The sequence below is a fragment of the Streptomyces saintjeani genome (assembly GCF_055409605.1).
Genome location: NZ_CP189624.1, coordinates 955889 through 982711, shown reverse-complemented (window position 1 = coordinate 982711; position 26823 = coordinate 955889). Strand labels below are relative to the sequence as shown.

Sequence of the window (26823 nt, the reverse complement as noted above, 5' to 3'; positions counted from 1 at the left end):
GACGTAGGTCACTGAAATCGGCGGGAACTTCTGGGCCCTTCCCCCCGACTACTGAACCGCAACAGCTGACCGTCCCCGTCCCCAGCCCCCGGAGAGCCCCGCCGATGTCCACCGCTCCCCCGATCACCACGGACGACGCCCCGAAGGCGGATCCGGCGCCGAAGAAGCGGGGCCCGTGGGCGCCGCTGCGTCCGCTCGTCCTGCGGCTGCACTTCTACGCCGGAATCCTGGTCGCCCCGTTCCTGCTGGTCTCCGCGCTCACCGGCCTGCTCTACGCCGCCTCGTTCCAGGTGGAGAAGATCGTGTACGCCGATGAACTCACCGTCCCGGTGGGCGAGTCGAAGCTCCCGATATCGGAGCAGGTCGCGGCGGCGAGGAAGGCGCACCCGGAGGGCACGGTCGCGGCGATCAGGCCCTCGCCGAAGGACGACGCGACGACCCGCGTACTGCTGTCCGGGGTGAAGGGGGTCGAGGCCACCCACACGCTCGCCGTCTTCGTGGACCCGTACACGGCGAAGGTGAAAGGCGACCTGGAGCAGTACGGCTCGACCGGCGCCCTCCCGGTCCGCACCTGGATCGACGAGTTCCACCGGGACCTGAGGCTGGGCGAGAACGGCCGCCTGTACAGCGAGTTCGCGGCGAGCTGGCTGTGGGTGATCGCGCTGGGCGGCATCGCGCTGTGGTTCTCGCGGCGCAGGGCCCTGCGGAAGGTGCGCGGCACGAGTGGCCGCCGCCGCACCCTGGGCCTGCACGGCGCGCTGGGCGTCTGGGTGGCGCTGGGCTTCGTGTTCCTGTCGGCGACGGGCCTCACCTGGTCCAAGTACGCGGGCGAGAGCGTCACGCAACTGCGCACCTCCCTCGGCCAGACGACCCCGTCGGTGTCGTCGTCGGCGTCGGGCGGCGAGCACGCCGGACACGGCTCCGCCTCGGCGGCGGGCGGCACGGGCGAGCACGGCGTGGGCCTGGACAAGGTCCTCGCGGCGGCGCGGGCGAAGGGCCTCGGCGACCCGGTCGAGATCGTGCCCCCGGCCGACGCGGAGTCGGCGTACGTGGTCCGGCAGATCCAGCGCAGCTGGCCGGAGAAGCAGGACGCGGTGGCCGTGGACCCGGGGAGCGGCGAGGTCACGGACACGGTGAGGTTCGCGGACTACCCGGTGCTGGCGAAGCTGACCCGCTGGGGCATCGACCTGCACACCGGCATCCTCTTCGGCCTGGCCAACCAGATCGTGCTGGCGCTGCTGGCGCTCGCGCTGGTCACGATGATCCTGCTGGGCTACCGGATGTGGTGGCAGCGGGGGCGGGGCCGGGCGTTCGGGCGGCCGGTCCCGAGGGGCGCGTGGGCGGAGGTCCCGCCGTACCTCCTCGTACCCGGGATGGCGCTGGTCGCGGCGCTGGGCTACTTCGTCCCGCTGCTGGGGATTCCGCTCGCCGGGTTCATCGTGGTGGACGTGGTGCTGGGGGAGATCGCGCACCGCAGGAAGAAGGCGGCCGTCTGACGGCACGTATCGGGGCCCGGTTCCGCGTAAGGAACCGGGCCCCGCGTCGGTCGACTACGCGTCCAGCTCCACGAGTTCGGCGTTGGCGCGCTCGGCCACCAGCTCCAGCACCCGCCCCGCGACCGTCAGCTCCTCCTCCGTGAGCCCGGCGTAGATCCGCGCCGACACCTCCGCGATCTCCGCGCTCACCGCCGCGAAGAGCGCGCGCCCGGCGTCGGTGGGCCGCAGGAGGTGCGGCCCGTCGAAGAACTCCAGGTACCCCCGCGCGGCGAGATGGGTCACCGCCTCCTTCGACACGGCGAAGTCGTTCTTGAGGTCCATGGTGAGCCGGTCCGCGACGTCGTCCGGCCGGAAGGGACCGCCGACGGCGAGCGAGGCGCGCAGCGCGAGGTGGTCGAGGAAGCGGAGCCGGTGCCGGTCGAGGACCCGCTCGACGACCGCGCGTCCGGCGTAGTGGGCGAGGCCGATGATGCGGCCGTCGACAGTGGTCATGACGTCTCCCGAGTGATGTCGTCGGGCCGGGTTGAGCCCCCGGCCTCGGTGGAACCGGCGTCGCCGGACGGCGTGAGCGGTGTCTCCAGCAGCAACCGCAGCTCGTCCGCGAAAATCACCGCCCGCGCGCTGTCCTGCCCTCCGAGCGGTGCCAGCATCTGATCCAGCAGCCCCTGTACGACCCCGATCGCCCGTCGCGTCACCGCACTCCCCTCCTCCGTGAGGGTGAGCCGCATGGCCCGCGGATCCCGGGGGTCCTTCTCCCGTACGAGGAACCCCGCGGACTCCAGCGCCCGCGCCAGCTTGGAGACGTACAGCGCTTCGAGCCCCGTCTGATCGGCGAGCCGGCGCTGACTGGGCGGCCGTACCCCCGCCCGCCGCATCCCGTGCAGCGAGGCGAGGACGACGTACTGCGCGTGCGTGAGACCCAGCGGGGCCAGCGCCCGGTCCACCGCGACCCGCCACTTGCCCGCGAGGCGCCAGACCAGCGAGCCGTGCGTCGCCTTCTCGTTCCCGGTGCTCATGGATCGATACTGTACATGGCTACTATGTCCATGGCTACTGTCCCGGTGAGGTCGCCGGACAAGACCCGCCGCACGGGGCTAGGTTGACCCCATGAGCAACCTAGATCGGGCCCCGGCCCCCGCCGCCTGCGGCGGCCTGGGATTCGTCGTAGCGGAACCGGTACGCGAACTCCTCACCCCCCGCCGGGTCCAGCTCGGAGGGTCCACCGAGGTACGCCGCCTGCTGCCGAACCTGGGCCGCAGGATGGTCGGCGCCTGGTGCTTCGTCGACCATTACGGCCCCGACGACATCGCCGACGAACCCGGCATGCAGGTCCCCCCGCACCCCCACATGGGTCTCCAGACGGTCAGTTGGCTGCACGAGGGCGAGGTCCTGCACCGCGACTCCATCGGCAGCCTCCAGACGATCCGCCCGCGTGAACTGGGCCTGATGACCTCGGGCCGGGCGATCAGCCACTCCGAGGAGAGCCCCCGCGACCACGCCCGCCTCCTGCACGGCGCCCAGCTCTGGGTCGCCCTCCCGGACGCGCACCGCCACACGGAACCGGGGTTCGAGCACCACGCGGCGCTCCCCGAGGTGACGGCCCCCGGCCTCACCGCGACCCTGATCCTCGGCACCCTCGACGGCGCCACCTCCCCGGGCACCGTCTACACCCCGATCACCGGCGCGGACCTCACCCTGGCCGAGGGCACGGACGTACGCCTCCCCCTGGACCCCGACTTCGAGTACGCGGTCCTCGCGATGTCCGGCGAGACCCACGTCGACGGCGTCCCCGTCCTCCCCGGCTCGATGCTCTACCTCGGCTGCGGACGCACCGAACTCCCGCTGCGGGCGGGCTCGGACGCGAGCGTGATGCTCCTGGGCGGCGAGCCGTTCGAGGAGGAGCTGGTCATGTTCTGGAACTGGATCGGGCGGTCCCAGGAGGAGATCGCGCAGGCGCGCCGGGACTGGACGGAAGGGACGAGGTTCGGGGAGGTGAAGGGGTACGACGGTCCTCCTCTGCCCGCTCCGGAGCTGCCGGCGGTGCCCTTGAGATCGCGGGGCAGGGTGCGCTGACCTGAGGATCGTCCGTCACCTGGCCCCTTCGCCGGGGGCGACGGAAGGACGCGTTCCGAGTGGCCTCCGAGCCGGTTCTGAGGGGCCCTGCCACATGATCGACGTGTCGGTTCGAGGGCCTGTCTCCGTAGTGGTCGGGGCGGTCGTGGCGTGGCATCAGGGAGGAGCGGCATGTCGATCACGAAGGACTGCGTCGTGGAGTCCGGGACGGAAGAGGCGGCGTGGGACGTCTCGTCGTTCTGGGAGCGGTACGTGCCGGGGGAGGTGGTGTTCCGGCCCGAGGCGGGGGTGTACGTGGTGTCGGCCGAGGGCGTTTCGGTGACCGTGCCGCTGGACACCGGGGTGCTGGCCGTGCCGGTCGGGGACGTGGGCCGGGTCCTGGCGGACGCGGAGGCGGCGGGGGTGCCGGTGACGGCGAGGGACGGTGAGGGGGCGTGGGCTGTCGGGCCGTACGGCGTGGCCGTCGAGTTCCGGGAGGTGACGGCCGAGGCTCTCGTGTCCCGGCTGCTGGCCAAGACCGACACCGTCACCCCGTGGGCGATCCGCGCCGCGGTGACCTTGCGGCTGCCCGACCTGCTGGCGGGCGCGCCGCTGTCCGCGGCGCAGGCGGCGAAGCGGCTGCGGGCCGACGCGGACGCGCTGCACCGGCTGCTGAGGCTGCTGGCCCGGCACGGCGTTCTCGCGGAGACCGCCGACGGCGGGTTCTGCGGCACCGAGCTCTCCGAGGCGCTCCGGGAGGGGCACGCGTCGGGGCTGGTCTCGTCCCTGGACCTGGGCAGCGCGCAGGCGCGGATCGACGAGGTGTCCCGGGGGATCCTGCACTCGGTGCGTACCGGGGAGCCGGTGTACGAGCGCCTCTTCGGGCTGCCGATGTGGGAGGACTTCGCCGCCGACCCGGCGTTCTCGGCGTCCTTCCAGGAGTGGATGAGCCGCAAGACGACGCTGCTGGTCCCCTCGATCGCCGAGGGCTACGACTGGAGCGGCGTACGGCACGTGCTGGACGTCGGCGGCGGCTGGGGCACCCTGCTGGCCACGCTCCTGGAGCGGCTGCCCGCCCTGCGCGGGACCCTGCTGGAACTGCCCGGCACGGCCGAGGAAGCGGTGCGTGAACTCGCGGACAGCGGTGCCCTGGACCGGATCTCGGTGGTGGGCGGCAGTTTCTTCGACGCGCTCCCTACGGGCGCCGACACGGTCGTCCTGCACAACGTCCTCGTCAACTGGGACGACGAGGCGGCGGCCCGCATCCTGCGGCGGTGCGCGGAGGCGGTCGGACCGCAGGGACGGGTGCTCGTCCTCGAAGGGCTGCCCTCGGAGGAGACCGGCGAGGCCGGTGGCCGCGGCGGTGGCGTCCTCGACGACCAGCGGCTCCTCGCCCAGATCGACGTCCTCATGCTGATGCTCTTCGGCGGCAAGGAGCGTTCCCTGTCCGAGTACGGGCGGCTGGCGGAGGCGGCGGGGCTCGCCGTCACCTCCGTCTCTCCCACCGCGTCCGGCGTCTTCGTCGTCGAGTGCCGCCCCGCGCAGGGCGCAGGTTCCGTCGGCTGACCGGCCACCGTACGCACGCCCCCACGCCGACCGCCCTGGACCAGCGGCCGGCGCGGGGGCGTTCGTGCGGTGGGTCCGCCGCGTGCGAACAGGTGGAGAAACAGGGGTGACCTCTGCCCGACACCCGAGAACCTTAGAGTTTCAAGTACTCGGAGTCCTGGGGAGGAACGATTCTGTGATCGTCGTAGGGAGCGCGTGAGATGTCGCTGGCCAGCCGGGAAGCGGCGATCTCCGCCCTGTGGGAGGTCATGCGGACACCGGTCGAGGAGGGCGGCAGGATCGTCGCCGTCCAAGGGCCGCCGGGAGTGGGGAAGACGCACCTCGTCGAGCGGTTCACGCGGGAGGCGCGCGCCGCGGGAGCCGTCGTCCGCCAGGCCACCGGGACGCGGACCGGCCAGGACGTGCCGCTGGGGCTGGTCGACCAGCTCTTCGGTGACGACGTGCCGGTGGGTGACGTGCCGGTGGGCGACACCGGCCGCGCACCGGTGCACTCCTGTGCCTCCTCGGTGGCCCGCCTGTGCACGCCCTGCCAGTCCCTGGCGTCCCGGGTGCGGCCGATGGCTGAACGGTTCCTGCGCTCCGCCGCAGGCGAAGGCCGGGTCGTCCTCGTCGTGGACGACCCGCACCTCGCCGACTCCGTCTCGCTGTGGGTGCTGCGCTCCCTGCTGGAGCGTCTCCGCAACCTGCCCGTCCTCCTGGTCGTGTCCTGCGGGTACCTGTCCCCGACCCGGCAGTCCCGGGACTTCCAGTCCGCCGTCGGCAAGCACACCTCGCTGCTGGTGATCAGCCTGTCGCCCCTCGGGTTCCCCGAAAGCGCCCAGTTCTTCAGGGAGCTGACGGGGATACGGCCCGGCGTGGCTTTCCTGAAGAAGGCCATGGAACTCACCGGGGGCAACGTCCGGCTGCTGGCGGTCATCGGCGGGGAGAGCAAGTCGCTTCCGCACCTCACGGACCCGCTGACGCGCGGGCAGGTGTCCTTCCGGATCTCCCTCTCCGTACGGCTGCTGCTGGCAGGCGGGCACCTGGACGGACTCGAACGGGTCGCCCGCGCCCTCGCCGTCGTGGACACCTGCGGATCGCAGGCCCTGATCAGCGCCGTGAGCGGGGTGGGGACCGTCGAGACGGGGAGTGCCCTGGAGCTGATGGACGCCATGGGGCTGACGGCCGGGGGCGTCTTCCGGCACCCGGCGGTCCGCGCGGCGGTCCTGGAGGACCCCGACTTCACGGACCGCGTGGAGTTCCACCGCTCGGCGGCGCGCCTGCTGCACCGGCAGGGTGCCCCGGTCCGCGCCGTGGCCCGCTGCCTGGAGACGGCCGGCGTCGCGGCGCACCCCTGGGAGCGCGCGGTGCTGCGGGAAGCCGCCCGGCACGCCCAGGCCGAGGGGAAGTGGGCCGCGGCGGTGCGCTGCCTGGAACTCGCGTACGACTCCGCCTCCGGCACAGGCGAACAGGCTCAGGTCCTCCTGGAACTGGTCTGCGCGAAATGGCGGGTGGACGTCTCCGCGGCCCTGAGCCACCTGCCGGACCTGGTCGACCACACCCGGCAGGGGCGGCTGCCGTGCCAGGGCGTCGCCGTGGCCTCCGAGATGCTCGCCTGGAGCGGTCAGCGCGCCGTCGCCCACGAGATCCTGGACCTCCTGAGCGACCGGGACCGTGCGGAGTACGACCGGGCCTGCGACCTGCTGGAGTTCCCCGTCCCCGACCGGCGGTCAGGGACACCGCACACCGCCGGGTCCGGCGTGAGCCGGGAGATGATCCGCTCCTACTTCCTGGACGCCGACCAGGCGGCCTGGATCATGGACGTCGGCCGCTTCACGAGCCGGCTCCTGCACCACGTCTGCCTCTTCCTGCCGACCACAGCCTGCGACGGCCTAGCCGAGGAGGGCCGCGACACCATGAGCCCCTTCCGGCGCCTGATCCTGCACTGCCTCCAGTCGGTCAACGAGCTGAACGCCGGACGTCCCGCCGAGGCCGAGGAGGAGGCGCGCCGCGCGCTCGCCGACCCCGCCGACTGGGGCATCTACGCCGGCCTCCCGCTCAGCGTCCTGATCATGGCCCAGATCCACCAGGGCAGGTTCGAGGAAGCCAAGGCGACCCTGCGCATCCCCGTACCCGACAGCCTCTTCACATCGGAGTTCGGCCGCCTGTACCTGTACGCGCGCGGCCTGTACCGGCTGGCGACCGACATGCCCTCCTCGGCGCTGGGCGACTTCCTCGCGTGCGGCGAGATCGAGCGCCGCCTCGGTGTCCCCGCCTCGCCGGTCTGCCCCTGGCAGGCGCGGGTCGCGATGGTCCACCTCCGGCTGGGCCGCAAGGACGAGGCGGTACGGACCGCCGAGGCCGTGATCGCCGAGGCCGGTTCCCCCTGGGGGAGAGCGACCGCGCTGCGGGTCCTCGCGCTGGCCCGGCCGATCGACCGCAGGGCCGACCTCCTGCGGGACATGGTCGGACTCCTGGAGGACTTCCCGTACCGCGTCGACCTCGCGCTGGGCCTGTACGAGCTCGGCCGCACCCAGCACGCCCTCGGCAGCACGAAGGTGGGGCGGGTGCTCGTGCGCCGGGCCTGGAACATGGCCAGGTACCGCGGGTTCGAACCCCTCATGCTGGCCCTCAGCGCCCAGGTTCAGGACGATCCGGGAGCGCCGGTCTTCGGCGGTCCCGACCTCGCCGACGACTTCTGGGAGGAGCACGAGGGGGCCCTCGGGCTCGACGGCCTCAGCGCCGCCGAGCGGCGGGTGGCGTGGCTCGCCGGCATCGGCCACAGCAACCGGGAGATGGCCGACCGCCTGTGCGTCACGGTGAGCACGGTCGAGCAGCACCTCACGAAGATCTACCGGAAGCTGGGTCTGAAGCAACGCGCCGATCTGCTGCTGGCGTTCCCGATCCCGCCGGACGGGATGATCCCCTGACGCCCCTGGTCCGGGCACGCTCCAGGAGAGCCGCCGCCACCGCCGCGAGCAGCGCCACCGCGCCCCCGAGCCACAGACTCACCCGCACCCCGTGCCCCGAGATCACCCACCCCGTCAGCAGCGCCCCCACCGGCGTGGACCCCTGCATGATCAGCGTGTACACGGCCAGCACCCGCCCCCGGTAGCCGGGCTCCGCGCCCAGCTGGACCCGGTGGTTGGCGGCCTGCCCGAAGTAGACCGACGCGCACCCGGTCGCCGCCAGCAGCAGCATCCCGGCCAGGAAGCCGGGGGAGAAGCCCGCGACCGCCTCCAGCACCCCGAGGACCGCCGCCGCCACGACGACCGTACGGCCCGACGGGCGCCCCGTCCGCGTCGCGGTGGCCAGCGCCGCGCACAGGGAGCCGAACGAGAACGCCGCCGTGAGCAGCCCGAACGAGCGGGCGTCCGTCTCGAAGACGTCCTTCGCCAGCAGCGGCAGCGTCAGCTGGAAGTTCAGCGCGAACACGCTCACCACGAGCACCAGCAGCAGCGGCGCCGCCAGATCCGGCCGCTCCCGCACATGCCGCAGCCCGTCCCGGATCCCCCCGCGCCGCCGCGCCACGGGGGCCCGCATCTCCGCCGTACGCATCAGCCGCAGGCACAGCAGTACGGCGGTGTAGCTCGCCGCGTTGAACGCCATCACCGGCCCGACCCCGAACGCGGAGATCACCAGCCCCGCCAGCGCGGGACCCGCGACGCGGGCGAGGTTGAAGTAGGCGGCGCTGAGCGCGGACGCGTTCGGCAGCAGGTCACCGCCGACCAGCTCCCCGACGAACGACATCCGCGTCGGCACCTCCAGCGAGTTGACGACGCCGAGGAAGAACGCGAACGCGAACACGTGCCACAGCCGCACCGCGCCGAGGGACACCAGCAGCGTCAGACCGAGCGCCCCGGCGGCCGAGGCGGTGTTGCACACGGTGAGCAGCAGGCGCTTGTCGTGCCGGTCGGCGAGCGTCCCGCCGTACAGCGTGAACAGCAGCATCGGGCCGAACTGGGCGGCGGTGACCAGGCCGAGGGCGAGACCCGAGTCGTCGGTCAGGCCCAGCACCAGCCAGTCCTGCGCGGTGACCATCATCCAGGTGCCGGTCACCGACAGGATCTGGCCGGTCGCGAAGAGCCGGAAGTTCCTGACCTTCAGAGAGCGGAACACGCCCCGGCCCGGGCTCACGGCCGCACCGGGACGGCCGTGGTGACGAGGCAGTTCTCCAGGAAGGCCAGGGCCCGCAGGTGGTACGCGCGGGCCGAGCGGCCCAGGCCGATGTTGTGACCGGCCTGCGCCTGCCGGTCGACGGCGACCCGCGCGTCGGCGCCGAACAGGGCCGTCAGGTCGGCCAGCGCCGCCGGGTCGTGCAGCCACAGCGCCTCGTGCTCGGCGAACGTGAACCGCACCGGCGCCCGCACCCCGGGCGCCGTCGCCCGCAGCAGCTCCGGCCAGCGCGCCAGCCCCTCCCGCTCCGCGTGGGGCATGGGCTCGACCACGTCCCGCATCGCGGTGAACGTGCCCGGCGGGTAGAACCGCAGCGGACCCCAGCTCTTCGAGGACTTGCCGCGCTCCATCGCCCGCGCCACCTCGGCGGGGTCCAGCGCGTACGCGTACCCGCAGCCCGAGACGTCCACGCCGAGCAGGTCGGGCGGCGGCTGCTCGGCGGCGGTGACCAGCGCGACCTTGCCGCCGTAGGAGTGCCCCAGCAGGAGGAAGCCGGCGCCCGTCGGGTGGCGGGCGGCGAAGTCGGCCAGGGCCGCCGTTATCAGCGGCGCCTGGTCCCGGGGGCCCAGACCGTCCGGCAGCCGGGCGGCGGAGGCCCGGTAGCCGGGGCGGTCCAGGGCGAGGACCGTGAACCCCAGGGCGGAGCCGTAGGACAGCAGGGACAGCGAGGGGTCGGCCGGGGCGGCGAAATAGGCGGCGTTCATTCCGCCGCCGTGCAGCGCCACGACGACAGCGCGCGGCGGCGGACCGGCGGGCTCGCTCAGCAGCGCGGACAGCGCGACACCCGAGGCGTCGAGCGTGATCCGGCGTGCGCCTGCGGCCGGCTGCGGTAAGGGCATGGGGTTCTCCTCGTACGTCACACCGTCATGGGCTGTGCCGGATCAGCTCGGAGACCACTTTCCGGGTCTCTTCCGAAGGGGACGGTTCGGACAGGGCCGGCAGGGACAGGAGGATCGCCTCCTGGAGTTCCCGCAGCTGCGGCGAGGGCTCGATACCTACCTGGTCCATCAGCGCGGAGTAGAAACCCCGGTAGCTCTGGAGCGAGTCGGCGACCTGGCCCGACCGGTACAGCGCCAGCATCCGCTGGTACTGGAGCTTCTCGTTGAGCGGGTGCAGCGCGGCCAGCGAGTTCAGGTCGGGCAGGAGCTGATGGTCGCAGCCCTGGCCCAGACACGCGTCCACCCGCAGGACCTGCGCGGCCAGCCGCGCCTCCTCCAGCTTCACCGCGTAGCTGTCCAGCAGGGAACCGCGGTGGACGTCGACCAGGGCGGAACCGCGCCACAGGCTCAGTGCCTCGGTGAGTAAGGCGACGGCCTCGCTGTAGTGGCCGGCCTGCATCTTCCGGTGGCCGTTGTCGACGGCCGCGTTGAAGTCCTCGAAGTCCTTGGTCGTCGTCTCCGGGGTCTGGAGCACATAGCCCCCCGGGTGGGTGACGATCGAACTGACCGGCTGATTGCGCTCGACGGCCTCCTGCTCCGCTTTCTTCAGGATCTTCCGGAGCTGGAGGATGTAGGTCTGTAGCGTCGTGGAAAGACTGCGTGGCGGTGTGCTGCCCCACATCTCGTCGGCGAAGTCGGAGACGGTCACCACGGTGTTGGAGCGGATGGCCAGCAGGGCGATGATCTGCCGGAGTTTCGGTGCGGAGGGAACCACTGAATTCCCTCCCACGGCGAATTCGAGCGACCCCAGTATCTTCACTTCCACCATGGTTCACGTCCTTTTCGGGCGGCATTTCGCAATGCCGCCCTTTCTGTCGAACTACGGAAAGGATGTGACGAAGATCTTAAGTGGGGCCCGGTGCGCTACCAACCCCTATGGTGGTCACGGTGAACGAATCGCCGGACGCTGCGTCATCGCGCACCCGGGGCTGGATAGGGGGTGGGTAGGGGGTGCCTGATTCCCGGGCGCCCCGCGACGAGCACGTCGTCGCGGGGCAATCCCGGTCAGGCTTTGCGTTCGGCATATTCCTTGGCGTATCCGAGGGTGGCGAGACTGTTCGCGCTCAGGGCGCCGCGTACGAACTCCCGCGCGTCCCCGATCCCGGCGCTCTCGCCCAGTACCTGACGGACGGTCCCCGGATTCAGCACCACGGTGTGCCGCGAGGTCACCGCCACCCCGCCGGACTCCTCGGCCAGGCTCCACCGGCCGGTGTGCACGGTCATCAGCGCGGGCACCCTGGTCTGCTTGTAGACGATCCGGGAGGCCGGGAAGCACACCCGCACCGATTCCGTCGTGTGCCGGGAGCCGTCCTTCGTCAGCGTGTCCATGGTCAGCAGCTGAAGGCCGGGCTCACTCTCGCGCAGCTCCACCCGGTCGACGTGCGGCAGGCGCTCGTGCCAGCGGTCGGCCGCGTTCAGGAAGTCGTACACGTCCTCGGCCGAGCCGTCGACGCGCACGGTGTCGTCGAAGGTCAGCAGCAACTCGCCCGCGCCGCTCGCCCGTTCGGCGCCGTCTCGCAGGGCCGCGAGCTCCGAGCGGCTGTTGCGGTCGACCGCCTCGTCGATCCAGGCCAGCCCCTGCGGGGAGTCGTCGAGCGCGCGGTAGTCGTGCAGCAGACGGACCCGGCAGGCGTCGTCCGCCAGTGGCTCGATCACCCAGGCACCTCCCATCGACGCGACCGGAGGCGCGGACACCTCCTGGCGGAAACCGATCCGCAGGCCCTGCGGATCCAGCTCCCTGCGCGAGGTCCAGCTCTTCACCTCGCCGCGGGCCGTCGCCCAGATCCGTATCCGCTCGCTGCTCTGCGTGTGCTCCAGCCGTTCCACATGGATTGTGGGCGGGAAGACTTGAGGCCAGCTCGTGACGGACTCGACCAGCCCGTACACCGTGGCCGCCGGAGCCTTCACCGTGATCTCGTGCTCGACCTCACGCGGTGCCGACGCGCTCATCCGGTCCCTCTCCCTTCCTGTGCGGGATTTCCGTACGGCATTTCTGCACGGCCTTTCCGTTCGGTATTTCCGTTCGGTATTTCTGTGTGGCGCGGGCGTCTCAGAAATTGCCCAGGCCGCCGCAGACGTTGATGGCCTGGGCGGTGATCGAGGCGGCCGTGTCCGAGGTCAGGTAGGTGACCAGGCCCGCCACCTCCTCGGGGGTCGAGTAGCGGCCCAGCGGGATCTTCGCCTGGAACTTCTCCAGGACCGTGCCCTCCGAGGTGTCCCACGCCTGCGCGTACCCCTGGCGCACCCGCTCCGCCATCGGCGTCTCCACGTACCCCGGGCACACCGCGTTGACGGTGATCCCGGTCGGCGCCAGCTCGTTGCCGAGCGCCTTCGTGAAGCCCACGACGCCGTGCTTGGAGGCGGAGTAGGGGGCGCCCAGGACGACGCCCTGCTTGCCTGCCGTGGACGCGATGTTGACCACCCGGCCCCGGGCCCGTTCCCGCATCCCGCCGGTGGTCAGCACCTCGCGGGTCATCCGGAACACGCTGGTCAGGTTGGTGTCCAGGACATCCGCCCACAGCTCGTCGGAGATCCCCGCGGTCACCCCGCCGCCGCTGCGCCCGGCGTTGTTCACGAGCGTGTCGACCGTGCCGTACCGCTCGACCGCGGCGGTCACGAGGGCGCGTACGTCGTCGCCGGACCGTACGTCGCACGCCCTCCCGTCGACGTCGAGGCCCTCGTCGCGCAGGGTCTTGACCGTCGCGGCCACCGAGTCCTCGGTGCGGGCGCAGAAGTAGACGCGGTAGCCCTCGCGGGCCAGGCTCCGGGTCACCGCGAGGCCGATGCCGCTGGTCGCGCCGGTGACGAGGGCGGTGCGTGCGTCCCTGTCGGACATGGTGTGCTCCCCTTCCGTTCAGGCCAGATGGGCGACGGACAGATGGTTGTTGACGATGTCGACGAGAGCGCGCGGGGTGCCGGCCTCGCCGAGGACCTCCTCGTCGAGGGAGACGCCGAACTCGCGCTCGATGCGGGTGCAGGTCTCCAGGACCGCCAGCGAGTCGTAGCCCAGCTCCTGGAAGCCGAGGTCGACGGTCGCCGCCGCCACGCCGGGGCCCTCCGGCTCACCGGCTCCGTCGAGGAGGATGCGCTTGAGGTCGTCGATGCTGAACACCTTCTTGGTCATACCGCTGTCTCCTTGTGTGTCTTCCGGAAAGTCGGATGTGCGTCAGATGCGCCCCGAGGTCATGCCGCCGTCCACCACGAACTCCGCGCCGGTCACGTTGGGCACCAGGTCCGAGGCGAGCAGCAGCGCGAGCGCGGCGACCTCCCCCTGTTCCGTGACCCGCCCGGTGGGGATTCCGGCCAGCTTCGGGACTTCCTCGATGACCTCGGCCAGCGGAATGCCCAGGTCCTTCGCGAGCCGCTCACCCGCGCCGCCCGGCGACGTCCACAGGCTGGTGTTCACGACACCGGGAGCGATCGTGTTGACCCGCAGACCGTGGCCGGCGAACTGCCGCGCGACCGCGGCCGTGAAGTTGAGCGCGGCGCTCTTGGCGGCGCTGTACGGCATGTGCGCGGGGTCGGGCGTGCGCGCGGCGACGGAGCTGATGTGGATGACGCTGCCCCGGCGCTCCAGCAAGCTGGGCAGCGCCGCCCGCGTCATCCGCATCGTGCTCAGGAAACTCACCTTGAGCGCGTCGTACCAGAACTTGTCGTCCATCTCCGGGAAGGGCCGGTCCGGGGTGGTGCCGTCGCCGCCGAGGTTGTTGACCAGCACGTCGATGCCACCGAGTTGCTCCAGGGCGTGGTCGGCCAGGAGCTGAGGCCCTTCGGGGGTCGACAGGTCCACCTCCAGGGCCAGCAGCCCGGGGTGGGCCGGCCCCGGCAGGGGAGTGCGGGCTCCGCACACCACCCGAGCCCCCTCGTCGGCCAGCGCTCGCGCGATGGCGAGGCCGATACCCCGGCTGCCACCGGTGACGACGGCCGTCTTTCCGGTCAGGTTCAGATCCATACGGCGATGACTCCTCGGACAGTGGTCGGCTCCCCCGTCGTCCGGCGGGGCAGGTTTCACGGGATGAGCAGGACGCGCCCGAGGTGCCCGCGCTCCTCGATCAGCTGGTGCGCCTTCGCCGCCTCGGTGAGCGGCAGCGTGGTGCCGAGCGACACCCGCAGCTCACCGGCGGTGAGCAGCCCGGCCAGCCGGCCGAGTCCGGCGCGCACCTCGTCGGGCCGGTGCCGCCACCACGCCCACAGGCTCGACCCGGTCACGTACTGGAGGCCGATCAGCTCCATCGGGGAGATCGACGGCACCTCGCCGCTGGCCGCGCCGTAGAACACGAGGCGGCCGAAGGGGGCGAGCAGGCCGATGCCCTGGCGCAGGACGTCGCCGCCGACGCTGTCGACGATCGCGTCGACCCCGCGCCCGCCCGTCGCCTCGCGGACCTGGTCGGCCCAGTCGGGCGCCGAGTAGTCGACGGCGATGTCGGCGCCGTACGCGCGGGCGAAGTCGAGCTTGTGGGCCGAGCCCGCCGTACCGATGACCGTGCCCGCGCCGAGGAGCCTGGCGATCTGGAGGGCCAGGTGTCCGATGGAGCCGGACGCGGCGTGCACGAGGACCGTGTCGCCGGGTTCGACGCGCGCGGTCTTGAGGGTGCACAGCGCGGTCTGCGCGGGGGAGGCCAGCACGCTCGCCTCGGCGAGGCCGAGGTCCGCCGGGATCGGGGTGAGGAACGTGGCGTCGTGCACGGCGTAGTCGGCGTACGCCTCGCCCGCGACCGGGGCGGCCACCCGGTCGCCGACCTTGACGCTGGTCACCTCGGCCCCGGCGGCGACGACCGTGCCGACGACGTCGCCGTGCGGGGCGTTGGGCAGCGGGGTGGGGAAGGGCGCGGTGCCCTGCCGGCGCTGGGTCTCGACGAAGTTGACGCCGATCGCCTCGGCCTCGATGAGCACCTCGGCCGGACCCGGCTTCGGGATCTCGGCCTCCTCGACGGACAGGACCTCGGGGCCGCCGTAGGAGTGGTAGCGGATGACACGCACGGGGTTTGCCTCTCTGTCAGTGCCGGGGGTCAGTGCCGGGGGGTCAGCTCGAAGGCTTCGGCGAGCAGCCGGTACGAGCGCAGCCGGTCGTGCTGGTCGTGGATCATCGACACGACGCCCAGCTCCTCGGCGCCGGTGGCGTCGGCCATCTTGGTGAGCTGGTCACGGACCCGGTCGGGGGAGCCGACCACGTAGCGCGGCCACTCGAAGGACTCCTCGGCCAGCGGGTCGGGCCCCGGCCGGTTCATCTCCGCGACGGAGAGGTCCGCCGGCGGCAGCAGCCGTACGTCGCCCTGCGACATCCGGCGGTGGAACAGCCGGTGGGTCGCGTACACCCGCTCCGCCTCGGCGTCGGTCTCCGCGCAGCACACCACCACCGACAGGATCGGCGCGGGCGCGGCGGCGTCGGAGCCCGGCACGAAGGCGGTCCGGTAGGCGTCCAGCGCCTCCCGGGTGACCGCCGGTGCGATGAAGTGCGCGTACGCGTACGGCAGTCCGAGCCGGGCCGCCGCCTCGGCGCTGGACACGCTCGCCCCCAGCAGCCACAGGTCCGGGCCGCCCGGCAGCGCGGGGGAGACCGGGAACGGGCGCTCGCCGGCCGGGTCCAGGTAGCCGCGCAGCTCCGCGAGGCGCCGCCACAGGTCGTCCGGGGACGGCTCCTGGGAGGCGCCGTCGTCGCGCAGCGCCGCGAACACCGGCGGCCTGACCCGGTTGGCGCGGCCGATGCCCAGGTCGATCCGGCCGGGGTACAGGGCGTGCAGGGTGCGGAACACCTCGGCGACCTTCAGCGGGCTGTACAGGGACAGCAGCACCCCGCCGGAGCCGACCCGGATGCCGGAGGTCTCCGCCGCGATCCGGGCGACGAGGATCTCCGGGGCGGGGACCGCGTTGAAGATCTCGGCGTGGTGCTCGGCGACCCAGAAGCGTTCGTAGCCCAGGCGGTCCGCGAGGCGGGCCAGTTCGATGCTGTGCCGCAGCGAGTCGGCCGGGGTGAGTCCTTCCACCACGGGGGCCTGCTCGACCACCGACAGTTTCACGGTGTGCTCCTTTCACCATGTTCACGATGTTCATCGTGTGTGTTTTTCGGGGGTGTCGTCTCAGGCCAGGCAGCGCAGGGGACGGCCGCCGTTGTAGACGGTCATCTCGCGGAACACCGGCCCGGAGGGGAGGTACTCGCCCGGCCGCGCGCCGCGCTCCTCCGCGTACGCCCGGTGCAGGTTGGCGACCAGCCGCTCCGGGTCGACGAGGCCGGCGTACTCGCCGAGCGCGGTCTCGCGGGCCGTGGTCAGCGGGTCGAGACCGGCCGCGATGCCCTCCTTCGCCAGCCGGCGCACCCACAGCAGGTAGCGCTCGGTGGTGTCGAAGACCTCGGGACCGCACACCGGCCCGTGTCCGCAGACGACGGTCTCGGCGCCGAGGGCGCGCAGCCGGGCCACCGCCCGCAGGCTGCCCTCCAGCGACCCCATCAGGCAGAACGGGGTGCAGCCGGACATCAGGACGTCCCCGGCGAACAGGCACCCGCGCTCCGGCAGCCAGACGGCGACGTCGTTGGTCGAGTGCGCGGGACCGACGTACAGCAGCTCGGCCCGCTCGTCGCCCAGGTGCAGGGTGAGCCGGTCGGAGAACGTAAGGTCGGGCAGGCGCAGGGCGAGGCGGCCCCAGTCGACGTCCGGCCACACCTGGCACAGGGAGAGCGCCTTGTCGGCCATCTCGGTGCGCGCGAGGTCGTGGGAGACGACCGTCGTGCCGGGCGGGAACAGGGAGTTGCCGAAGGTGTGGTCGCCGTGGTGATGGGTGTTCACCAGGAACCCCGGCGGCCGGCCGGCGACCCGCTCGACGGCGGCGTACAGCGCGCGGGCCCTGCGCTCGGTGGCGGCGGTGTCGACGACGCAGACCCGCTCGGCGCCCACGACGATCCCCGCGTTGTTCAGGCACCAGCCGCCATCGGGCTGCACGAACGCGAAGACGCGGTCGGCGACCTCCGTCACCCGCCCTGTCACGTGGTCAGGTCCGCCGCGGAGACGACCTCGTAGATCTTCGGCGCGCCCTGCGTCAGGGTACGGACGTGGGCCGCCCGGGTCCGCACGTCCGGCTGGGCGATCGCGGTCTCCAGCACCTCGACGTCGTCCCACTCGGCGTAGATCAGATAGCTCTCCGGGTTCTTCACGGAGCGGACCAGGCGGAAGCAGCGGAAGCCCGGCTGGCGGCGCATGAAGGCGCCGGCCTCGGTGATGGTCTCCTCCAGGTCCTTGGCGGCCCCGGCGTCCTGCGGGTCCTTGAGCGTGAGCGTGTTCGCGAAGATGGCGGTCATGTCGTCCGTCCTCAAGTAGCGGTCTGCGTGTGGAGCGATGCGCTGGGAAAAGAATGGAATCCCGCCCCTCGGTGCACGGTCGGTGCACGGTCGGCGCGCACTCGGAAGCCGCTCGGAGAATTTCTCTCCATTCGCTCCGGGAGATCTCCGAGCGGCTTCCGAGTCATCACCGAGACCGCTGACCATAAGGTTCGAGGCATTCGATTCGATTCCCTTTCACCGGGAGGCCCGAAAATGGTCGTACTGCTCAGCGAGTTCCGGACGGAATCGGAATCCGGTGGATTCCGGGACGTCTTCGCGGAGACCGCGGAATTCTTCCGCGCCCAGCCCGGATATCTGCGGCACCAGCTGGTGACCGCCCTCGACGACCCGCTGACCCAGCTCTCCGTCAGCTACTGGGAGAACGACGAGGCGGTCCGGCGGATGGCCGCCAGGACCGAGTTCCAGGACGTGATCGGCAAGCTCGGCGGGGCGGCCCGGCACATCGGCGACACCAGCACCACCGTCCTGTCGGTCAAGCACTCCACGCGGACGGCGCACCGTGCCGGCTGACACCCAGGCGCCCCCGGTCCACCGCGCCGAGCACGACGTCACCGTCCGGGCACCCGCCGACACCGTCTTCGGCATCCTCGGCGACTTCGCCCAGTGGCCCCGCTTCTTCCCCGGCACCGTCCACATCGAGCCGCTCGGCACCGACGGCGACGACCTGCGCATCCAGGTCTGGCGCGCCCCCGAGGGGCCCGCCGGCGGGACCAGGACCTGGGTGTCACGGGTCGGCCTGGACGCCGGACGCCGCACGATGACGTTCCGCCAGGAGAAGTCCCCGGCGCCGCTCGCCGCGATGAGCGGCACCTGGCGCGTCGAACCCCTCGGTACGGACCGCACCCGGATCGTCCTCACCCACGCCTACCAGCTCCTCGACGAGTCCGACCGGTTCGCGGTGGACGCGCTGATCGACCGCAACAGCGACCTCGAACTCGGCCACCTGCGCGACGCCGCCGAGCACGACCACGACGCCGGACCCCTCACGGTCACGGCCGAGAGCGTCACCGAACTCCCCCTGAGCGCCGAGGAGTTGTACGAGCGCCTGGACGCAGCCCCGCCGGCCGCGACGACCGTCCGGGTCGGCGTCCCCGGCCGCCGCGTCGCCGAACGGCACTTCACCGCCGACCCCGCGCTGACCCTCGACGCCTCGGTCCTCGACCTCACCCCCACCGCGGCCGGCGTCCGGCTCACCGTCCGCCGCCGCGCGGTCCTCGCCCCCGGCGACAGCGCCACGGTCACCGGCCTGAGGGCCACCACCCGTACCCGGCTCCAGAAGGAGGCCACCATGACCGTCCAGCAGCTCACCGACCAGGCCGGCGGTGTCACCGACCTGCTCCTGTACAGCGAGGTCGTACGGTTCTACGCCCGCCAGGCCCACCTCCTCGACTCGGGCCAGGCCGAACGCTGGGCCGACACCTTCACCGAGGACGGCGAGTTCGTGCAGAACGCCCGCCCCGAGCCCTGGACCGGCCGCGACCAGATCCGCGACCGGATGCGCACCGGCCTCGACCGCATCGCCGGCGAGGGCCTCCAGCGCCGGCACTGGCTCGGCATGGTCGACCTCGTGTCGTACGACGAGGAGACCGTCACCACCCACTACTACGCGGCCATCTACTCCACCGTCGAGAACGGCTCGCCCCAGGTCTACCTGAGCACCGCCGTCGACGACGTCCTCGTGCGCACCCCCGAGGGCCTCAAGGTCCGCCACCGCCTGGTCTCCCACGACAACGTCCGCTGACCCCACCCCATCCCACCCGGAGCCCTCCATGATCGTCATGATCAACCGGTTCACCCTGCGCCCCGGCACCACCGCCGAGCGGTTCGAGGCCCTCTTCGACAAGGTGTCCGACCTCGCGCTCGACCACCCCGGCTACCTCGACCACACCTTCGTCCGCGACCAGGACGACCCCACCCGCTACCTCAACGTGGCCCGCTGGGAGAGCGTCGAGCACTACCGGGAGTTCATGAAGATGGACGCCCACACCGCCTTCTACCCCGAGATCCTCGCCCTCACCGAGGTCAGCCCCGCCCTGTACGAGCTCCAGCTGGAATTCGACGCGTCGGCGGCCTGAACCGCCGGGAAGGCAGCACCCCATGGAATTCGGCATCGTGTTCTTCCCGACCGTCGGCGGATCGGGCGGCGAACCCACCCCCACCCAGTACTACGACGACGGCCTCCACCTCGCGCAGCTCGCCGAGCAACTCGGCTACCACCAGGTCAAGCTGGTCGAGCACTACTTCTTCGACTACGGCGGCTACAGCCCCGACCCGATCACGTTCCTCGCGGCGGTCGCCGCCCGCACCAGCCGGCTGCGGGTCGCCACCGGCGCCGTCATCCCCGCCTTCACCCACCCCGTCAAGCTGGCCGGGCAGCTCGCCATGCTCGACAACATCTCCGGCGGACGGCTCGACGTCGGCTTCGGACGGGCCTTCCTGCCCGACGAGTTCGCCGCGTTCGGCATCCCCCTCGACGAGAGCCGCGCCCGCTTCGAGGAGGGCGTCGAAGCCTGCGTCCGGCTGTGGACCGAGGACGACCTGAGGTGGGAGGGCTCCTTCCACAGGTTCGGGCCCCTCACCATGCTCCCCAAGCCCGCCCAGCAGCCCCACCCGCCGGTCTTCGTCGCCAGCACCGGCAGCCTCGACTCCTGCCGCACCGCCGGTGAACAGGGCCATCACCTCCAGCTCATCGCCTCGGTCGCCACCCGCGAGAAGGTCCAGGAGGCCCTGGCCGTCTACCGGGGCGCCCGCGCCGCCGCCGGGTACGCCCCCGGCACCGAGCGCATCGACCTCAGCTTCCCCTGTTTCATCGACGAGGACCGCGAGGCCGCGTACCGCCTCGGCGAACACGTGGAACGGAAGATGAGCGAGAAGATGGGCGCCGCCGTCAGCGCCTGGGCCACCGTCAAGAGCGACCAGTACCCCGGCTACGACAAGATGGCCGCCGCCGCGGTCGGGGGCGGCGCCGCCTTCGACGAGCGCGTCAAACAGAACAAGATCCTCGCCGGCACCCCCGACGACGTCCGCGCCCAGCTCACCGAGATCGCCGACTGGTACGGCGACGGCATCTCCGTCGGCCTGTCCGTCCACTCCGGGCACGTCCCCCGCGCCACCGTCGAGCACGGCCTCAGGCTCTTCGCCGAGCACGTCGCGCCCGCCTTCACGGACGGCCGGTGAGCGCCGTGCGCGTCCTGGTCACCGGCGCCGGCGGCACCCTCGCCCGGCACGTCGCCCACGCCCTGACGGCACGCGGTGTCCAGGTGCGGGCGGGCAGCCGCACCCCGGCCGCCGTCAAGGGCCTGCCGGACGGCACCGAGGTGCTGCCCCTCGACCTCACCGACCCGGACACCTTCGCGCCCGCGCTGGACGGCGTCGACGGCGTCTTCCTGTACTGCGAACCCCGGGGGATCGAGGCGTTCACCCGGGCGGCCGTCGCCGCCGGGGCCGGCCGGCTCACCGTGCTGTCCTCGGCGTCCGTCGTCGCCGGGGACCCGCCCGGGGGACCCATCGCCGCGCACCACGCCCGCGTCGAGGAGACGGTCGCCGCCTGCGGACTGCCGTGGACCTTCGTCCGGGCGGGCACGCTGGCCACCGGCACCCTGGCCTGGGCCCCGCACCTGCGCACCGGCGTGGTCCGCGCCCCCTACGGCGACTCCGCGTCGGCGCCCGTGCACGAGGCCGACGTCGCGGCGGTCGCGGCCCTGGCCCTCACCGACCCCGGGCACGCGGGGCGGGCGTACGTCGTCACCGGGCCCGAGTCCCTGACCCGGCGCCGGCAGGCCGAGATCCTCGGGGCGGCCGTGGGGCGGGAGGTGCGGTACGAGGACGTACCCGCCGAGGCCGCGCGTGAGGAGCTGCGGGCCGCCATGCCGGCGGACTTCGCGGACACCGTGCTCGCCTACCTCGCCGCCGGGGTGGGGAAGCCCGCGCCGGTCGAGGACACGGTCGCCCGTGTCACCGGCAGGCCCGCGCGGACCTTCGCGGAGTGGGCCGCCGACCACGCGGCCGACTTCCGCTGACCTCTCTTCGACACCGTACGAAGGATACGACATGTACGTGACACAACTCAGGAGCGCCGGATGAGCCGCCGCGTGGTGATCACCGGCATCGGGGTGGTGGCCCCGCAGGGCATCGGCACCAAGTCCTTCTGGCAGCTGATCTCCGAAGGGCGCACCGCCACCCGCACCATCTCGCTGTTCGACGCCTCGGCGTTCCGCTCCCGGATCGCCGCCGAGTGCGACTTCGACGCCGCCGCCCACGGACTCACCCCCCAGGAGACCCGGCGCATGGACCGCGCCGCCCAGTTCGCGCTGGTCGCCGCCCGCGAGGCGGTCGCCGGGAGCGGCCTGGAGAGCGACCGGCTCGACCCGCACCGCACCGGCGTGACCGTCGGCACCGCCGTCGGCTGCACCATGAGCCTCGACACCGAGTACCGGGTCGTCAGCGACGGCGGCGAGCGGTGGGCCGTCGACCACACCTACGCCGTCCCCCACCTCTACGACTACATGGTCCCCAGCTCCATCTCCGCCGAGGTCGCCTGGGACGTCGGCGCGCAGGGCCCGGTGACCGTCGTCTCCACCGGCTGCACCTCCGGCCTGGACTCCGTCGGGCACGCCGTCTCCCTGATCCGCGAGGGCGCCGCCGACGTGATGATCGCGGGCTCCACCGAGGCGCCGATCTCCCCCATCACCGTGGCCTGCTTCGACGCGATCAGGGCGACCTCGCCCCGCAACGACGACCCCGAGCACGCCTCCCGCCCCTTCGACCGCAGCCGCAACGGCTTCGTCCTCGGCGAGGGCTGCGCCTTCTTCGTCATCGAGTCCCTGGACCACGCCCTGGCGCGCGGCGCGCACATCCACGCCGAGATCACCGGCTTCGCCTCCCGCTGCAACGCGTACCACATGACCGGGCTGCGCCCCGACGGCAAGGAGATGGCCGAGGCGATCCGGCTCGCCCTCGACGAGGCGCGCACCGACCCGACCGCCGTCGACTACGTCAACGCGCACGGCTCCGGCACCAAGCAGAACGACCGCCACGAGACCGCCGCGTTCAAACGGGCCCTCGGCGCGCACGCCCACGCGACCCCGGTCAGCTCCATCAAGTCGATGATCGGCCACTCGCTGGGCGCCATCGGCTCCCTGGAGATCGCCGCCTCCGTCCTCGCCATCGAGAACGGCCTGGTCCCGCCGACGGCCAACCTCCACGAACCCGACCCCGAGTGCGACCTCGACTACACCCCGCTCACCGCCCGCGAACGCCGTATCGACACCGTCCTCACGGTCGGCAGCGGCTTCGGGGGGTTCCAGAGCGCGATGGTCCTGGCCCGCCCGAAGGAGGCCGCATGAGCACGACAACCCTCGCCGCCGGAGCGGTCGGGACCGCCGGAGCCGCCGGGGCCGCCCCGGGCGCGCGCCGGGCCACCGCCGTCGTCACCGGCCTCGGTGTCGCCGCCCCCAACGGCCTCGGCCGGGAGAGCTGGTGGCGGGCCAGCCTGGACGGCACCGCCGGGATCGCCCCCGTCCAGCGGTTCGACCCGGCCGCCTACCCCGCCCACCTCGCCGGGGAGGTACCGGACTTCGACGCCGCCGAGCGCATCCCGAGCCGCCTCCTGCCGCAGACCGACCACATGACCCGGCTCGCCCTGGTCGCCGCCGAGGAGGCCCTCGCCGACAGCGGCGTCGACCCGGCCACGCTGCCCGAGTACGCGGCCGGCGTGATCACCGCCAGCTCCGCCGGGGGCTACGAGTTCGGCCAGCGTGAACTCGCCGCCCTGTGGCGCGACGGCGGCTCGCACGTCAGCGCGTACCAGTCGTTCGCCTGGTTCTACGCCGTCAACACCGGCCAGATCTCCATCCGGCACGGCCTGCGCGGACCCAGCGGCGTCGTCGTCTCCGAACAGGCGGGCGGCATCGACGCCGTCGCCCAGGCCCGCCGCCAACTGCGCTCCGGCGTCACCCTCCTGGTCTCCGGCGGCGTCGACGGCTCCCTGTGCCCCTGGGGCTGGACGGGCCAGCTCGCCACCGGCCGGATCAGCGCACGCAGCGACCCCCGCCGCGCCTACCTCCCCTTCGACCGGGACGCCTGCGGCTACGTCCCCGGCGAGGGCGGCGCCCTGCTGATCCTGGAGGACGCCGACGCCGCCCGCGCCCGGGGCGCCCGGCCCTACGGCACCGTCGCCGGATACGCGGCCACCTTCGACCCCCGGCCCGGCACCGGCGGCGAACCGGGCCTGCGCCGCGCCGCCGAACACGCCCTCGCCGACGCGGGCCTGAGCGCCGGTGACGTCGACGTCGTCTTCGCCGACGCGGCCGGCGTCCCCGACCTCGACCGCGCCGAGGCCGAGGCCCTGCGCGCGCTGTTCGGGCCGTACGGCGTCCCGGTCACCGCCCCGAAGACCATGACGGGACGCCTGTACGCGGGCGGCGGCGCCCTCGACCTCGCCTGGGCGTTCATGGCCCTGCGCGAGGGCGTGATCCCCCCGACCGTGCACACCGCCGACGTCCCCGCCCACTACCAGCTCGACCTGGTCGTCGGCGGACCGCGCCGGACCCGGCTGCGGACCGCGCTCGTCCTGGCCCGCGGCTACGGCGGGTTCAACGCGGCGATGGTGCTGCGCGCGGCGGAGGCGTGACGCGATGCCCGAGCCGGTCACCCTGCACCGCGACACCCCGGACACCGTACGGCGGCTGACGGCCTGGTTCGCCGCCCGCCTGCCCGGCGCCACCGGCCTCACCGTGTCCGGCCTGGACACCCCGGCCGGCGCCGGCTTCACCAACGAGACCCTGACGCTCGACCTGACCTGGCGGGACCCGCCGGGCACCCGCGCGGTCGTCCTGCGGATCGCGCCCACCCGCCACCAGGTGCACCCCGACAGCCGGTTCGCCGCCCAGGTCCGCCTCCAGCGCGTCCTCGCCGACGCCACCGACCTGCCCGTACCGCCCGTCCTGTGGCACGAGGAGGACCCCTCGGTCCTCGGCGCCCCGTTCATGATCATGGAACGGGCGTACGGCGAGGTCCCCGCCGACGTCCCCTCCTACCACCGCTCCGGCTGGGTCGCCGACCTCGCCCCGGCCGGGCGCGCCGCCCTCTGGGACGCCGGGCTCGGCATCCTGGCCCGGCTGCACGCCCTCGACCCCGGCCGGCTCGGCCTCGGCTTCCTCACGGACGGCGACCCGCGCCCGTACCTCCAACGCCAACTCGACCACTACGAACGCCACTTCACCTTCTACGCCCCGCACGAACCGCCCGCCGCGCGCCGCGCCCTGGCCTGGCTGCGCGCCAACCTGCCGCCCGAGCGGGGGCCCGTACGGCCGCTGTGGGGGGACGCCCGGCTCGGCAACCTCCTCTTCCAGGGGCTCACCCCCTGCGCCGTACTCGACTGGGACCTGGCCGACGTCGGCCCGCCCGAGAGCGACGTCGCCTGGTTCCTCCACCTCGACCGGCACCTCAGCGAGGGCATCGGCGTACCCCGGCTGGCCGGGCTGCCGGACCGGGAGGCGACTGTACGCCGCTACGAGCGGCTCACCGGCACCCGGCTGCGGCACCTGGAGTACCACGAGGTGTTCGCGGCGCTGCGCCTCTGCCTCATCACCGCCCGGGTGACCGGACTGCTCGGCGGCGGCATCCCGCTGCACCGCAACGCGACCCGGCTGCTGGAGCGCGTGCTCGCGTCCTGACCCGAACCGCACCGAAGGAGGGCACCATGCCCACCCGCACCACGGACCCGATCGACGCCACCGTCTTCCGGGACGCCTTCGCCGCCCTGCCCGCAGCGGTCGCCGTGATCACCACCACCGACGACCGGGGCACCCCCAAGGGGCTCACCAGCACCGCCGTGAGCGCCGTGTCGATGGACCCGCCGCTGCTGCTGGTCTGCGTCGACAAGTCCTCCCGCACCCTGCCCGCGCTCCTCGGCTCGGCCGGCTTCGTCGTCAACTTCCTCGCCGAGGAGGCCGAACACGTCTCCCGGCAGTTCGCCTCGAAGACCGGCGACAAGTTCGCGGGAGTCACCCACCGCCCCTCGGCACGGGCCGGGCACGCGCCCGTCCTGCACGCCGACTCCGTCGCCCACCTGGAGTGCGCCACCGAGTCCCGGATCGAGGCCGGGGACCACTGGATCCTCCTCGGCCGGGTCCTGGGCGGCGAGGCCCACGACCGGGGCGCCCTGCTCTACCACCGCCGCTCCTACCTGAAGCTTCTTCCCGAGAGGACCGCGTCGTGAAATTCGGCATCAATCTCTTCCCCACCGTCGGCCCCGACGACAAGAGCGCGGTCCGCTTCTTCGAGGAGGCCCTCGCCCTCGCCGAGCGCGCCGAACACCTCGGCTACCACCACGTGAAGACCGTCGAGCACTACTTCTCCGCGTACGGCGGCTACAGCCCCGACCCGGTCACCTTCCTCGCCGCGGCAGCCGCCCGCACCGAACGCGTCCGGCTCATCACCGGCGCCGTCCTGCCCGCGTTCAGCCACCCCGTCAAGCTGGCCGGCAAGCTCGCCATGCTGGACCACCTCTCCCACGGCCGCCTCGACGTCGGCTTCGGCCGGGGCTTCCTGCCGGAGGAGTTCTGGGCGTACGAGATCCCGATGGACGAGAGCAAGGCACGCTTCGCGGAAGGCGTACGGGCGTGTCAGCAGCTGTGGACCGAGGAGGAGACCACCTTCGAGGGCCGCTTCCACTCCTTCGGCCCGGTGACCCTGCTGCCGCGCCCCTTCCAGTCCCCGCACCCCCGGGTCCTGGTCGCCACCGCCATCACCCCCGAGTCCGGCGAGGCCGCCGGCCGGGACGGGTACGGCGTGATGATGGTCCCGTCCATCAACAAGCAGGAGAAGCTCCAGGAGATGCTCGCCCGCTACCGCGACACCCGCACCGAGGCCGGTCTCGCCACGGCCGACGAGGACGTCCACTTCAGCTACAACTGCTACCTCGCCGAGGACCGCGACAAGGCGCACCGCCTCGGCCAGCTCTACTCCGAGCGCAACCACCAGGTGATGGCCGCCGCCGTCGCCTCCTGGTCGCACACCCGCAGCGCCGACTACGCCGGGTACGAACGGATCGTGGCCCGGGTCAACAGCAGCGACTTCGGCAAGCAGCTGCGGGACAACAAGGTCCTCGTGGGCGACCCGCAGGAGGTCGCCGACCGCGTGGACCTCATCCGCGAGCTGTACGGGGAGGCCACCATCAGCCTCCAGATCGTCTCCGGGAACATGCCGTTCGAGGAGTCCGTCCGCACCCTCGAACTCTTCGCCGAACACGTCCTGCCCCGCTTCTCATGAGGGCCCTCGG

General features: G+C 72.6%; 27 protein-coding genes. 14 read left to right on the top strand and 13 right to left on the bottom strand.

Features of this window, described 5'->3' with window-relative positions:
• Positions 1 to 104 precede the first annotated feature (104 nt).
• Positions 105 to 1496 (top strand): PepSY-associated TM helix domain-containing protein, encoded by a 1392-nt coding sequence (locus ACQCO7_RS04495; RefSeq protein WP_464070565.1) that lies wholly within the window; start codon positions 105 to 107, stop codon positions 1494 to 1496.
• 54 nt (positions 1497 to 1550) lie between these two features.
• Here the strand turns inward: ACQCO7_RS04495 and ACQCO7_RS04490 are convergent, their stop codons facing one another.
• Positions 1551 to 1988: a MarR family winged helix-turn-helix transcriptional regulator gene (locus ACQCO7_RS04490; RefSeq protein WP_464070564.1), complete on the bottom strand. Its 438-nt coding sequence runs from the start codon at positions 1986 to 1988 to the stop codon at positions 1551 to 1553.
• Complete coding sequence (locus ACQCO7_RS04485; RefSeq protein ID WP_464070563.1) at positions 1985 to 2512, bottom strand: MarR family winged helix-turn-helix transcriptional regulator; 528 nt, start codon at positions 2510 to 2512, stop codon at positions 1985 to 1987. Before ACQCO7_RS04485 ends, ACQCO7_RS04490 begins: the two co-directional genes overlap by 4 nt.
• Positions 2513 to 2603: 91 nt before the next feature.
• Between ACQCO7_RS04485 and ACQCO7_RS04480 the strand changes: the two genes are divergently transcribed.
• From ACQCO7_RS04480 to ACQCO7_RS04470, 3 genes are all read left to right on the top strand, one after another.
• Positions 2604 to 3569, top strand: a complete 966-nt coding sequence (locus tag ACQCO7_RS04480; protein WP_464070562.1) for a pirin family protein — start codon at positions 2604 to 2606, stop codon at positions 3567 to 3569.
• A gap of 171 nt (positions 3570 to 3740) precedes the next feature.
• Positions 3741 to 5114, top strand: a complete 1374-nt coding sequence (locus ACQCO7_RS04475; protein WP_464070561.1) for a methyltransferase — start codon at positions 3741 to 3743, stop codon at positions 5112 to 5114.
• Between the two features lie 200 nt (positions 5115 to 5314).
• Entirely contained in the window at positions 5315 to 8023 is a 2709-nt protein-coding gene (locus ACQCO7_RS04470) for an AAA family ATPase (RefSeq protein ID WP_464070560.1), read from the top strand.
• Here ACQCO7_RS04470 and ACQCO7_RS04465 read toward each other — a convergent pair.
• The 11 genes from ACQCO7_RS04465 to ACQCO7_RS04415 all read right to left on the bottom strand — a co-directional run bounded on the left by ACQCO7_RS04465 (position 7935) and on the right by ACQCO7_RS04415 (position 17498).
• Positions 7935 to 9212: an MFS transporter gene (locus ACQCO7_RS04465; protein ID WP_464070559.1), complete on the bottom strand. Its 1278-nt coding sequence runs from the start codon at positions 9210 to 9212 to the stop codon at positions 7935 to 7937. The two genes, ACQCO7_RS04470 and ACQCO7_RS04465, sit on opposite strands and share 89 nt — an antisense overlap.
• A gap of 14 nt (positions 9213 to 9226) precedes the next feature.
• Complete coding sequence (locus ACQCO7_RS04460) at positions 9227 to 10108, bottom strand: alpha/beta hydrolase (RefSeq protein ID WP_464070558.1); 882 nt, start codon at positions 10106 to 10108, stop codon at positions 9227 to 9229.
• 25 nt (positions 10109 to 10133) lie between these two features.
• On the bottom strand, positions 10134 to 10976 hold the full coding sequence (locus ACQCO7_RS04455) for an AfsR/SARP family transcriptional regulator (RefSeq protein WP_464070557.1): 843 nt from the start codon (positions 10974 to 10976) through the stop codon (positions 10134 to 10136).
• A gap of 236 nt (positions 10977 to 11212) precedes the next feature.
• Positions 11213 to 12157, bottom strand: a complete 945-nt coding sequence (locus tag ACQCO7_RS04450) for an aromatase/cyclase (RefSeq protein ID WP_464070556.1) — start codon at positions 12155 to 12157, stop codon at positions 11213 to 11215.
• A gap of 100 nt (positions 12158 to 12257) precedes the next feature.
• A complete protein-coding gene (locus ACQCO7_RS04445) occupies positions 12258 to 13043 on the bottom strand; it encodes an SDR family NAD(P)-dependent oxidoreductase (RefSeq protein ID WP_464070555.1) in 786 nt (261 codons plus the stop codon).
• An 18-nt stretch (positions 13044 to 13061) separates the two neighbouring features.
• Positions 13062 to 13331 (bottom strand): acyl carrier protein, encoded by a 270-nt coding sequence (locus ACQCO7_RS04440; protein WP_464070554.1) that lies wholly within the window; start codon positions 13329 to 13331, stop codon positions 13062 to 13064.
• Positions 13332 to 13373: 42 nt separating this feature from the next.
• The gene (locus tag ACQCO7_RS04435; protein WP_464070553.1) at positions 13374 to 14159 is read right to left on the bottom strand and encodes an SDR family NAD(P)-dependent oxidoreductase; all 786 of its coding nucleotides are present in this window, start codon (positions 14157 to 14159) and stop codon (positions 13374 to 13376) included.
• A 56-nt stretch (positions 14160 to 14215) separates the two neighbouring features.
• A complete protein-coding gene (locus ACQCO7_RS04430) occupies positions 14216 to 15187 on the bottom strand; it encodes a quinone oxidoreductase family protein (RefSeq protein ID WP_464070552.1) in 972 nt (323 codons plus the stop codon).
• A 29-nt stretch (positions 15188 to 15216) separates the two neighbouring features.
• On the bottom strand, positions 15217 to 16224 hold the full coding sequence (locus tag ACQCO7_RS04425; protein WP_464070551.1) for an MsnO8 family LLM class oxidoreductase: 1008 nt from the start codon (positions 16222 to 16224) through the stop codon (positions 15217 to 15219).
• Between the two features lie 60 nt (positions 16225 to 16284).
• Positions 16285 to 17187 (bottom strand): MBL fold metallo-hydrolase, encoded by a 903-nt coding sequence (locus ACQCO7_RS04420; protein WP_464070550.1) that lies wholly within the window; start codon positions 17185 to 17187, stop codon positions 16285 to 16287.
• The gene (locus ACQCO7_RS04415) at positions 17184 to 17498 is read right to left on the bottom strand and encodes an antibiotic biosynthesis monooxygenase family protein (RefSeq protein ID WP_010353757.1); all 315 of its coding nucleotides are present in this window, start codon (positions 17496 to 17498) and stop codon (positions 17184 to 17186) included. The genes ACQCO7_RS04420 and ACQCO7_RS04415 overlap by 4 nt, the downstream gene beginning before the upstream one ends.
• A gap of 234 nt (positions 17499 to 17732) precedes the next feature.
• Between ACQCO7_RS04415 and ACQCO7_RS04410 the strand changes: the two genes are divergently transcribed.
• The 10 genes from ACQCO7_RS04410 to ACQCO7_RS04365 are packed head-to-tail and all read left to right on the top strand — an operon-like array spanning position 17733 to position 26813.
• On the top strand, positions 17733 to 18050 hold the full coding sequence (locus ACQCO7_RS04410) for an antibiotic biosynthesis monooxygenase family protein (RefSeq protein ID WP_464070549.1): 318 nt from the start codon (positions 17733 to 17735) through the stop codon (positions 18048 to 18050).
• Positions 18040 to 19281: a nuclear transport factor 2 family protein gene (locus ACQCO7_RS04405; protein ID WP_464070548.1), complete on the top strand. Its 1242-nt coding sequence runs from the start codon at positions 18040 to 18042 to the stop codon at positions 19279 to 19281. Before ACQCO7_RS04410 ends, ACQCO7_RS04405 begins: the two co-directional genes overlap by 11 nt.
• A gap of 28 nt (positions 19282 to 19309) precedes the next feature.
• A complete protein-coding gene (locus ACQCO7_RS04400) occupies positions 19310 to 19615 on the top strand; it encodes an antibiotic biosynthesis monooxygenase family protein (RefSeq protein WP_464070547.1) in 306 nt (101 codons plus the stop codon).
• Between the two features lie 22 nt (positions 19616 to 19637).
• Positions 19638 to 20717: an LLM class flavin-dependent oxidoreductase gene (locus ACQCO7_RS04395; protein ID WP_464070546.1), complete on the top strand. Its 1080-nt coding sequence runs from the start codon at positions 19638 to 19640 to the stop codon at positions 20715 to 20717.
• Positions 20714 to 21559, top strand: a complete 846-nt coding sequence (locus tag ACQCO7_RS04390) for an NAD(P)H-binding protein (RefSeq protein WP_464070545.1) — start codon at positions 20714 to 20716, stop codon at positions 21557 to 21559. The genes ACQCO7_RS04395 and ACQCO7_RS04390 overlap by 4 nt, the downstream gene beginning before the upstream one ends.
• 60 nt (positions 21560 to 21619) lie before the next feature.
• Positions 21620 to 22885, top strand: coding sequence for a beta-ketoacyl-[acyl-carrier-protein] synthase family protein (locus ACQCO7_RS04385; protein ID WP_464070544.1), 1266 nt, complete (start codon positions 21620 to 21622; stop codon positions 22883 to 22885).
• Positions 22882 to 24171, top strand: coding sequence for a ketosynthase chain-length factor (locus ACQCO7_RS04380; protein ID WP_464070543.1), 1290 nt, complete (start codon positions 22882 to 22884; stop codon positions 24169 to 24171). The genes ACQCO7_RS04385 and ACQCO7_RS04380 overlap by 4 nt, the downstream gene beginning before the upstream one ends.
• 4 nt (positions 24172 to 24175) lie before the next feature.
• Entirely contained in the window at positions 24176 to 25216 is a 1041-nt protein-coding gene (locus ACQCO7_RS04375; protein WP_464070542.1) for a phosphotransferase family protein, read from the top strand.
• A 26-nt stretch (positions 25217 to 25242) separates the two neighbouring features.
• Positions 25243 to 25761: a flavin reductase family protein gene (locus tag ACQCO7_RS04370; protein WP_464070541.1), complete on the top strand. Its 519-nt coding sequence runs from the start codon at positions 25243 to 25245 to the stop codon at positions 25759 to 25761.
• A complete protein-coding gene (locus tag ACQCO7_RS04365; RefSeq protein WP_464070540.1) occupies positions 25758 to 26813 on the top strand; it encodes an LLM class flavin-dependent oxidoreductase in 1056 nt (351 codons plus the stop codon). Before ACQCO7_RS04370 ends, ACQCO7_RS04365 begins: the two co-directional genes overlap by 4 nt.
• The last annotated feature ends 10 nt before the right edge of the window (positions 26814 to 26823 follow it).

What these genes read in the sequence shown, in the direction of transcription:
- ACQCO7_RS04475 (WP_464070561.1), top strand. Translation starts at nt 3,741, where the DNA reads ATGTCGATCACGAAGGACTGCGTCGTGGAGTCCGGGACGGAAGAGGCG.
- ACQCO7_RS04450 (WP_464070556.1), bottom strand. Translation starts at nt 12,157, where the DNA reads ATGAGCGCGTCGGCACCGCGTGAGGTCGAGCACGAGATCACGGTGAAG.
- ACQCO7_RS04460 (WP_464070558.1), bottom strand. Translation starts at nt 10,108, where the DNA reads ATGCCCTTACCGCAGCCGGCCGCAGGCGCACGCCGGATCACGCTCGAC.
- ACQCO7_RS04410 (WP_464070549.1), top strand. Translation starts at nt 17,733, where the DNA reads ATGGTCGTACTGCTCAGCGAGTTCCGGACGGAATCGGAATCCGGTGGA.
- ACQCO7_RS04385 (WP_464070544.1), top strand. Translation starts at nt 21,620, where the DNA reads ATGAGCCGCCGCGTGGTGATCACCGGCATCGGGGTGGTGGCCCCGCAG.
- ACQCO7_RS04395 (WP_464070546.1), top strand. Translation starts at nt 19,638, where the DNA reads ATGGAATTCGGCATCGTGTTCTTCCCGACCGTCGGCGGATCGGGCGGC.
- ACQCO7_RS04415 (WP_010353757.1), bottom strand. Translation starts at nt 17,498, where the DNA reads ATGACCGCCATCTTCGCGAACACGCTCACGCTCAAGGACCCGCAGGAC.
- ACQCO7_RS04455 (WP_464070557.1), bottom strand. Translation starts at nt 10,976, where the DNA reads ATGGTGGAAGTGAAGATACTGGGGTCGCTCGAATTCGCCGTGGGAGGG.
- ACQCO7_RS04495 (WP_464070565.1), top strand. Translation starts at nt 105, where the DNA reads ATGTCCACCGCTCCCCCGATCACCACGGACGACGCCCCGAAGGCGGAT.
- ACQCO7_RS04370 (WP_464070541.1), top strand. Translation starts at nt 25,243, where the DNA reads ATGCCCACCCGCACCACGGACCCGATCGACGCCACCGTCTTCCGGGAC.
- ACQCO7_RS04435 (WP_464070553.1), bottom strand. Translation starts at nt 14,159, where the DNA reads ATGGATCTGAACCTGACCGGAAAGACGGCCGTCGTCACCGGTGGCAGC.
- ACQCO7_RS04400 (WP_464070547.1), top strand. Translation starts at nt 19,310, where the DNA reads ATGATCGTCATGATCAACCGGTTCACCCTGCGCCCCGGCACCACCGCC.
- ACQCO7_RS04380 (WP_464070543.1), top strand. Translation starts at nt 22,882, where the DNA reads ATGAGCACGACAACCCTCGCCGCCGGAGCGGTCGGGACCGCCGGAGCC.
- ACQCO7_RS04490 (WP_464070564.1), bottom strand. Translation starts at nt 1,988, where the DNA reads ATGACCACTGTCGACGGCCGCATCATCGGCCTCGCCCACTACGCCGGA.
- ACQCO7_RS04480 (WP_464070562.1), top strand. Translation starts at nt 2,604, where the DNA reads ATGAGCAACCTAGATCGGGCCCCGGCCCCCGCCGCCTGCGGCGGCCTG.
- ACQCO7_RS04440 (WP_464070554.1), bottom strand. Translation starts at nt 13,331, where the DNA reads ATGACCAAGAAGGTGTTCAGCATCGACGACCTCAAGCGCATCCTCCTC.
- ACQCO7_RS04375 (WP_464070542.1), top strand. Translation starts at nt 24,176, where the DNA reads ATGCCCGAGCCGGTCACCCTGCACCGCGACACCCCGGACACCGTACGG.
- ACQCO7_RS04485 (WP_464070563.1), bottom strand. Translation starts at nt 2,512, where the DNA reads ATGAGCACCGGGAACGAGAAGGCGACGCACGGCTCGCTGGTCTGGCGC.
- ACQCO7_RS04445 (WP_464070555.1), bottom strand. Translation starts at nt 13,043, where the DNA reads ATGTCCGACAGGGACGCACGCACCGCCCTCGTCACCGGCGCGACCAGC.
- ACQCO7_RS04470 (WP_464070560.1), top strand. Translation starts at nt 5,315, where the DNA reads ATGTCGCTGGCCAGCCGGGAAGCGGCGATCTCCGCCCTGTGGGAGGTC.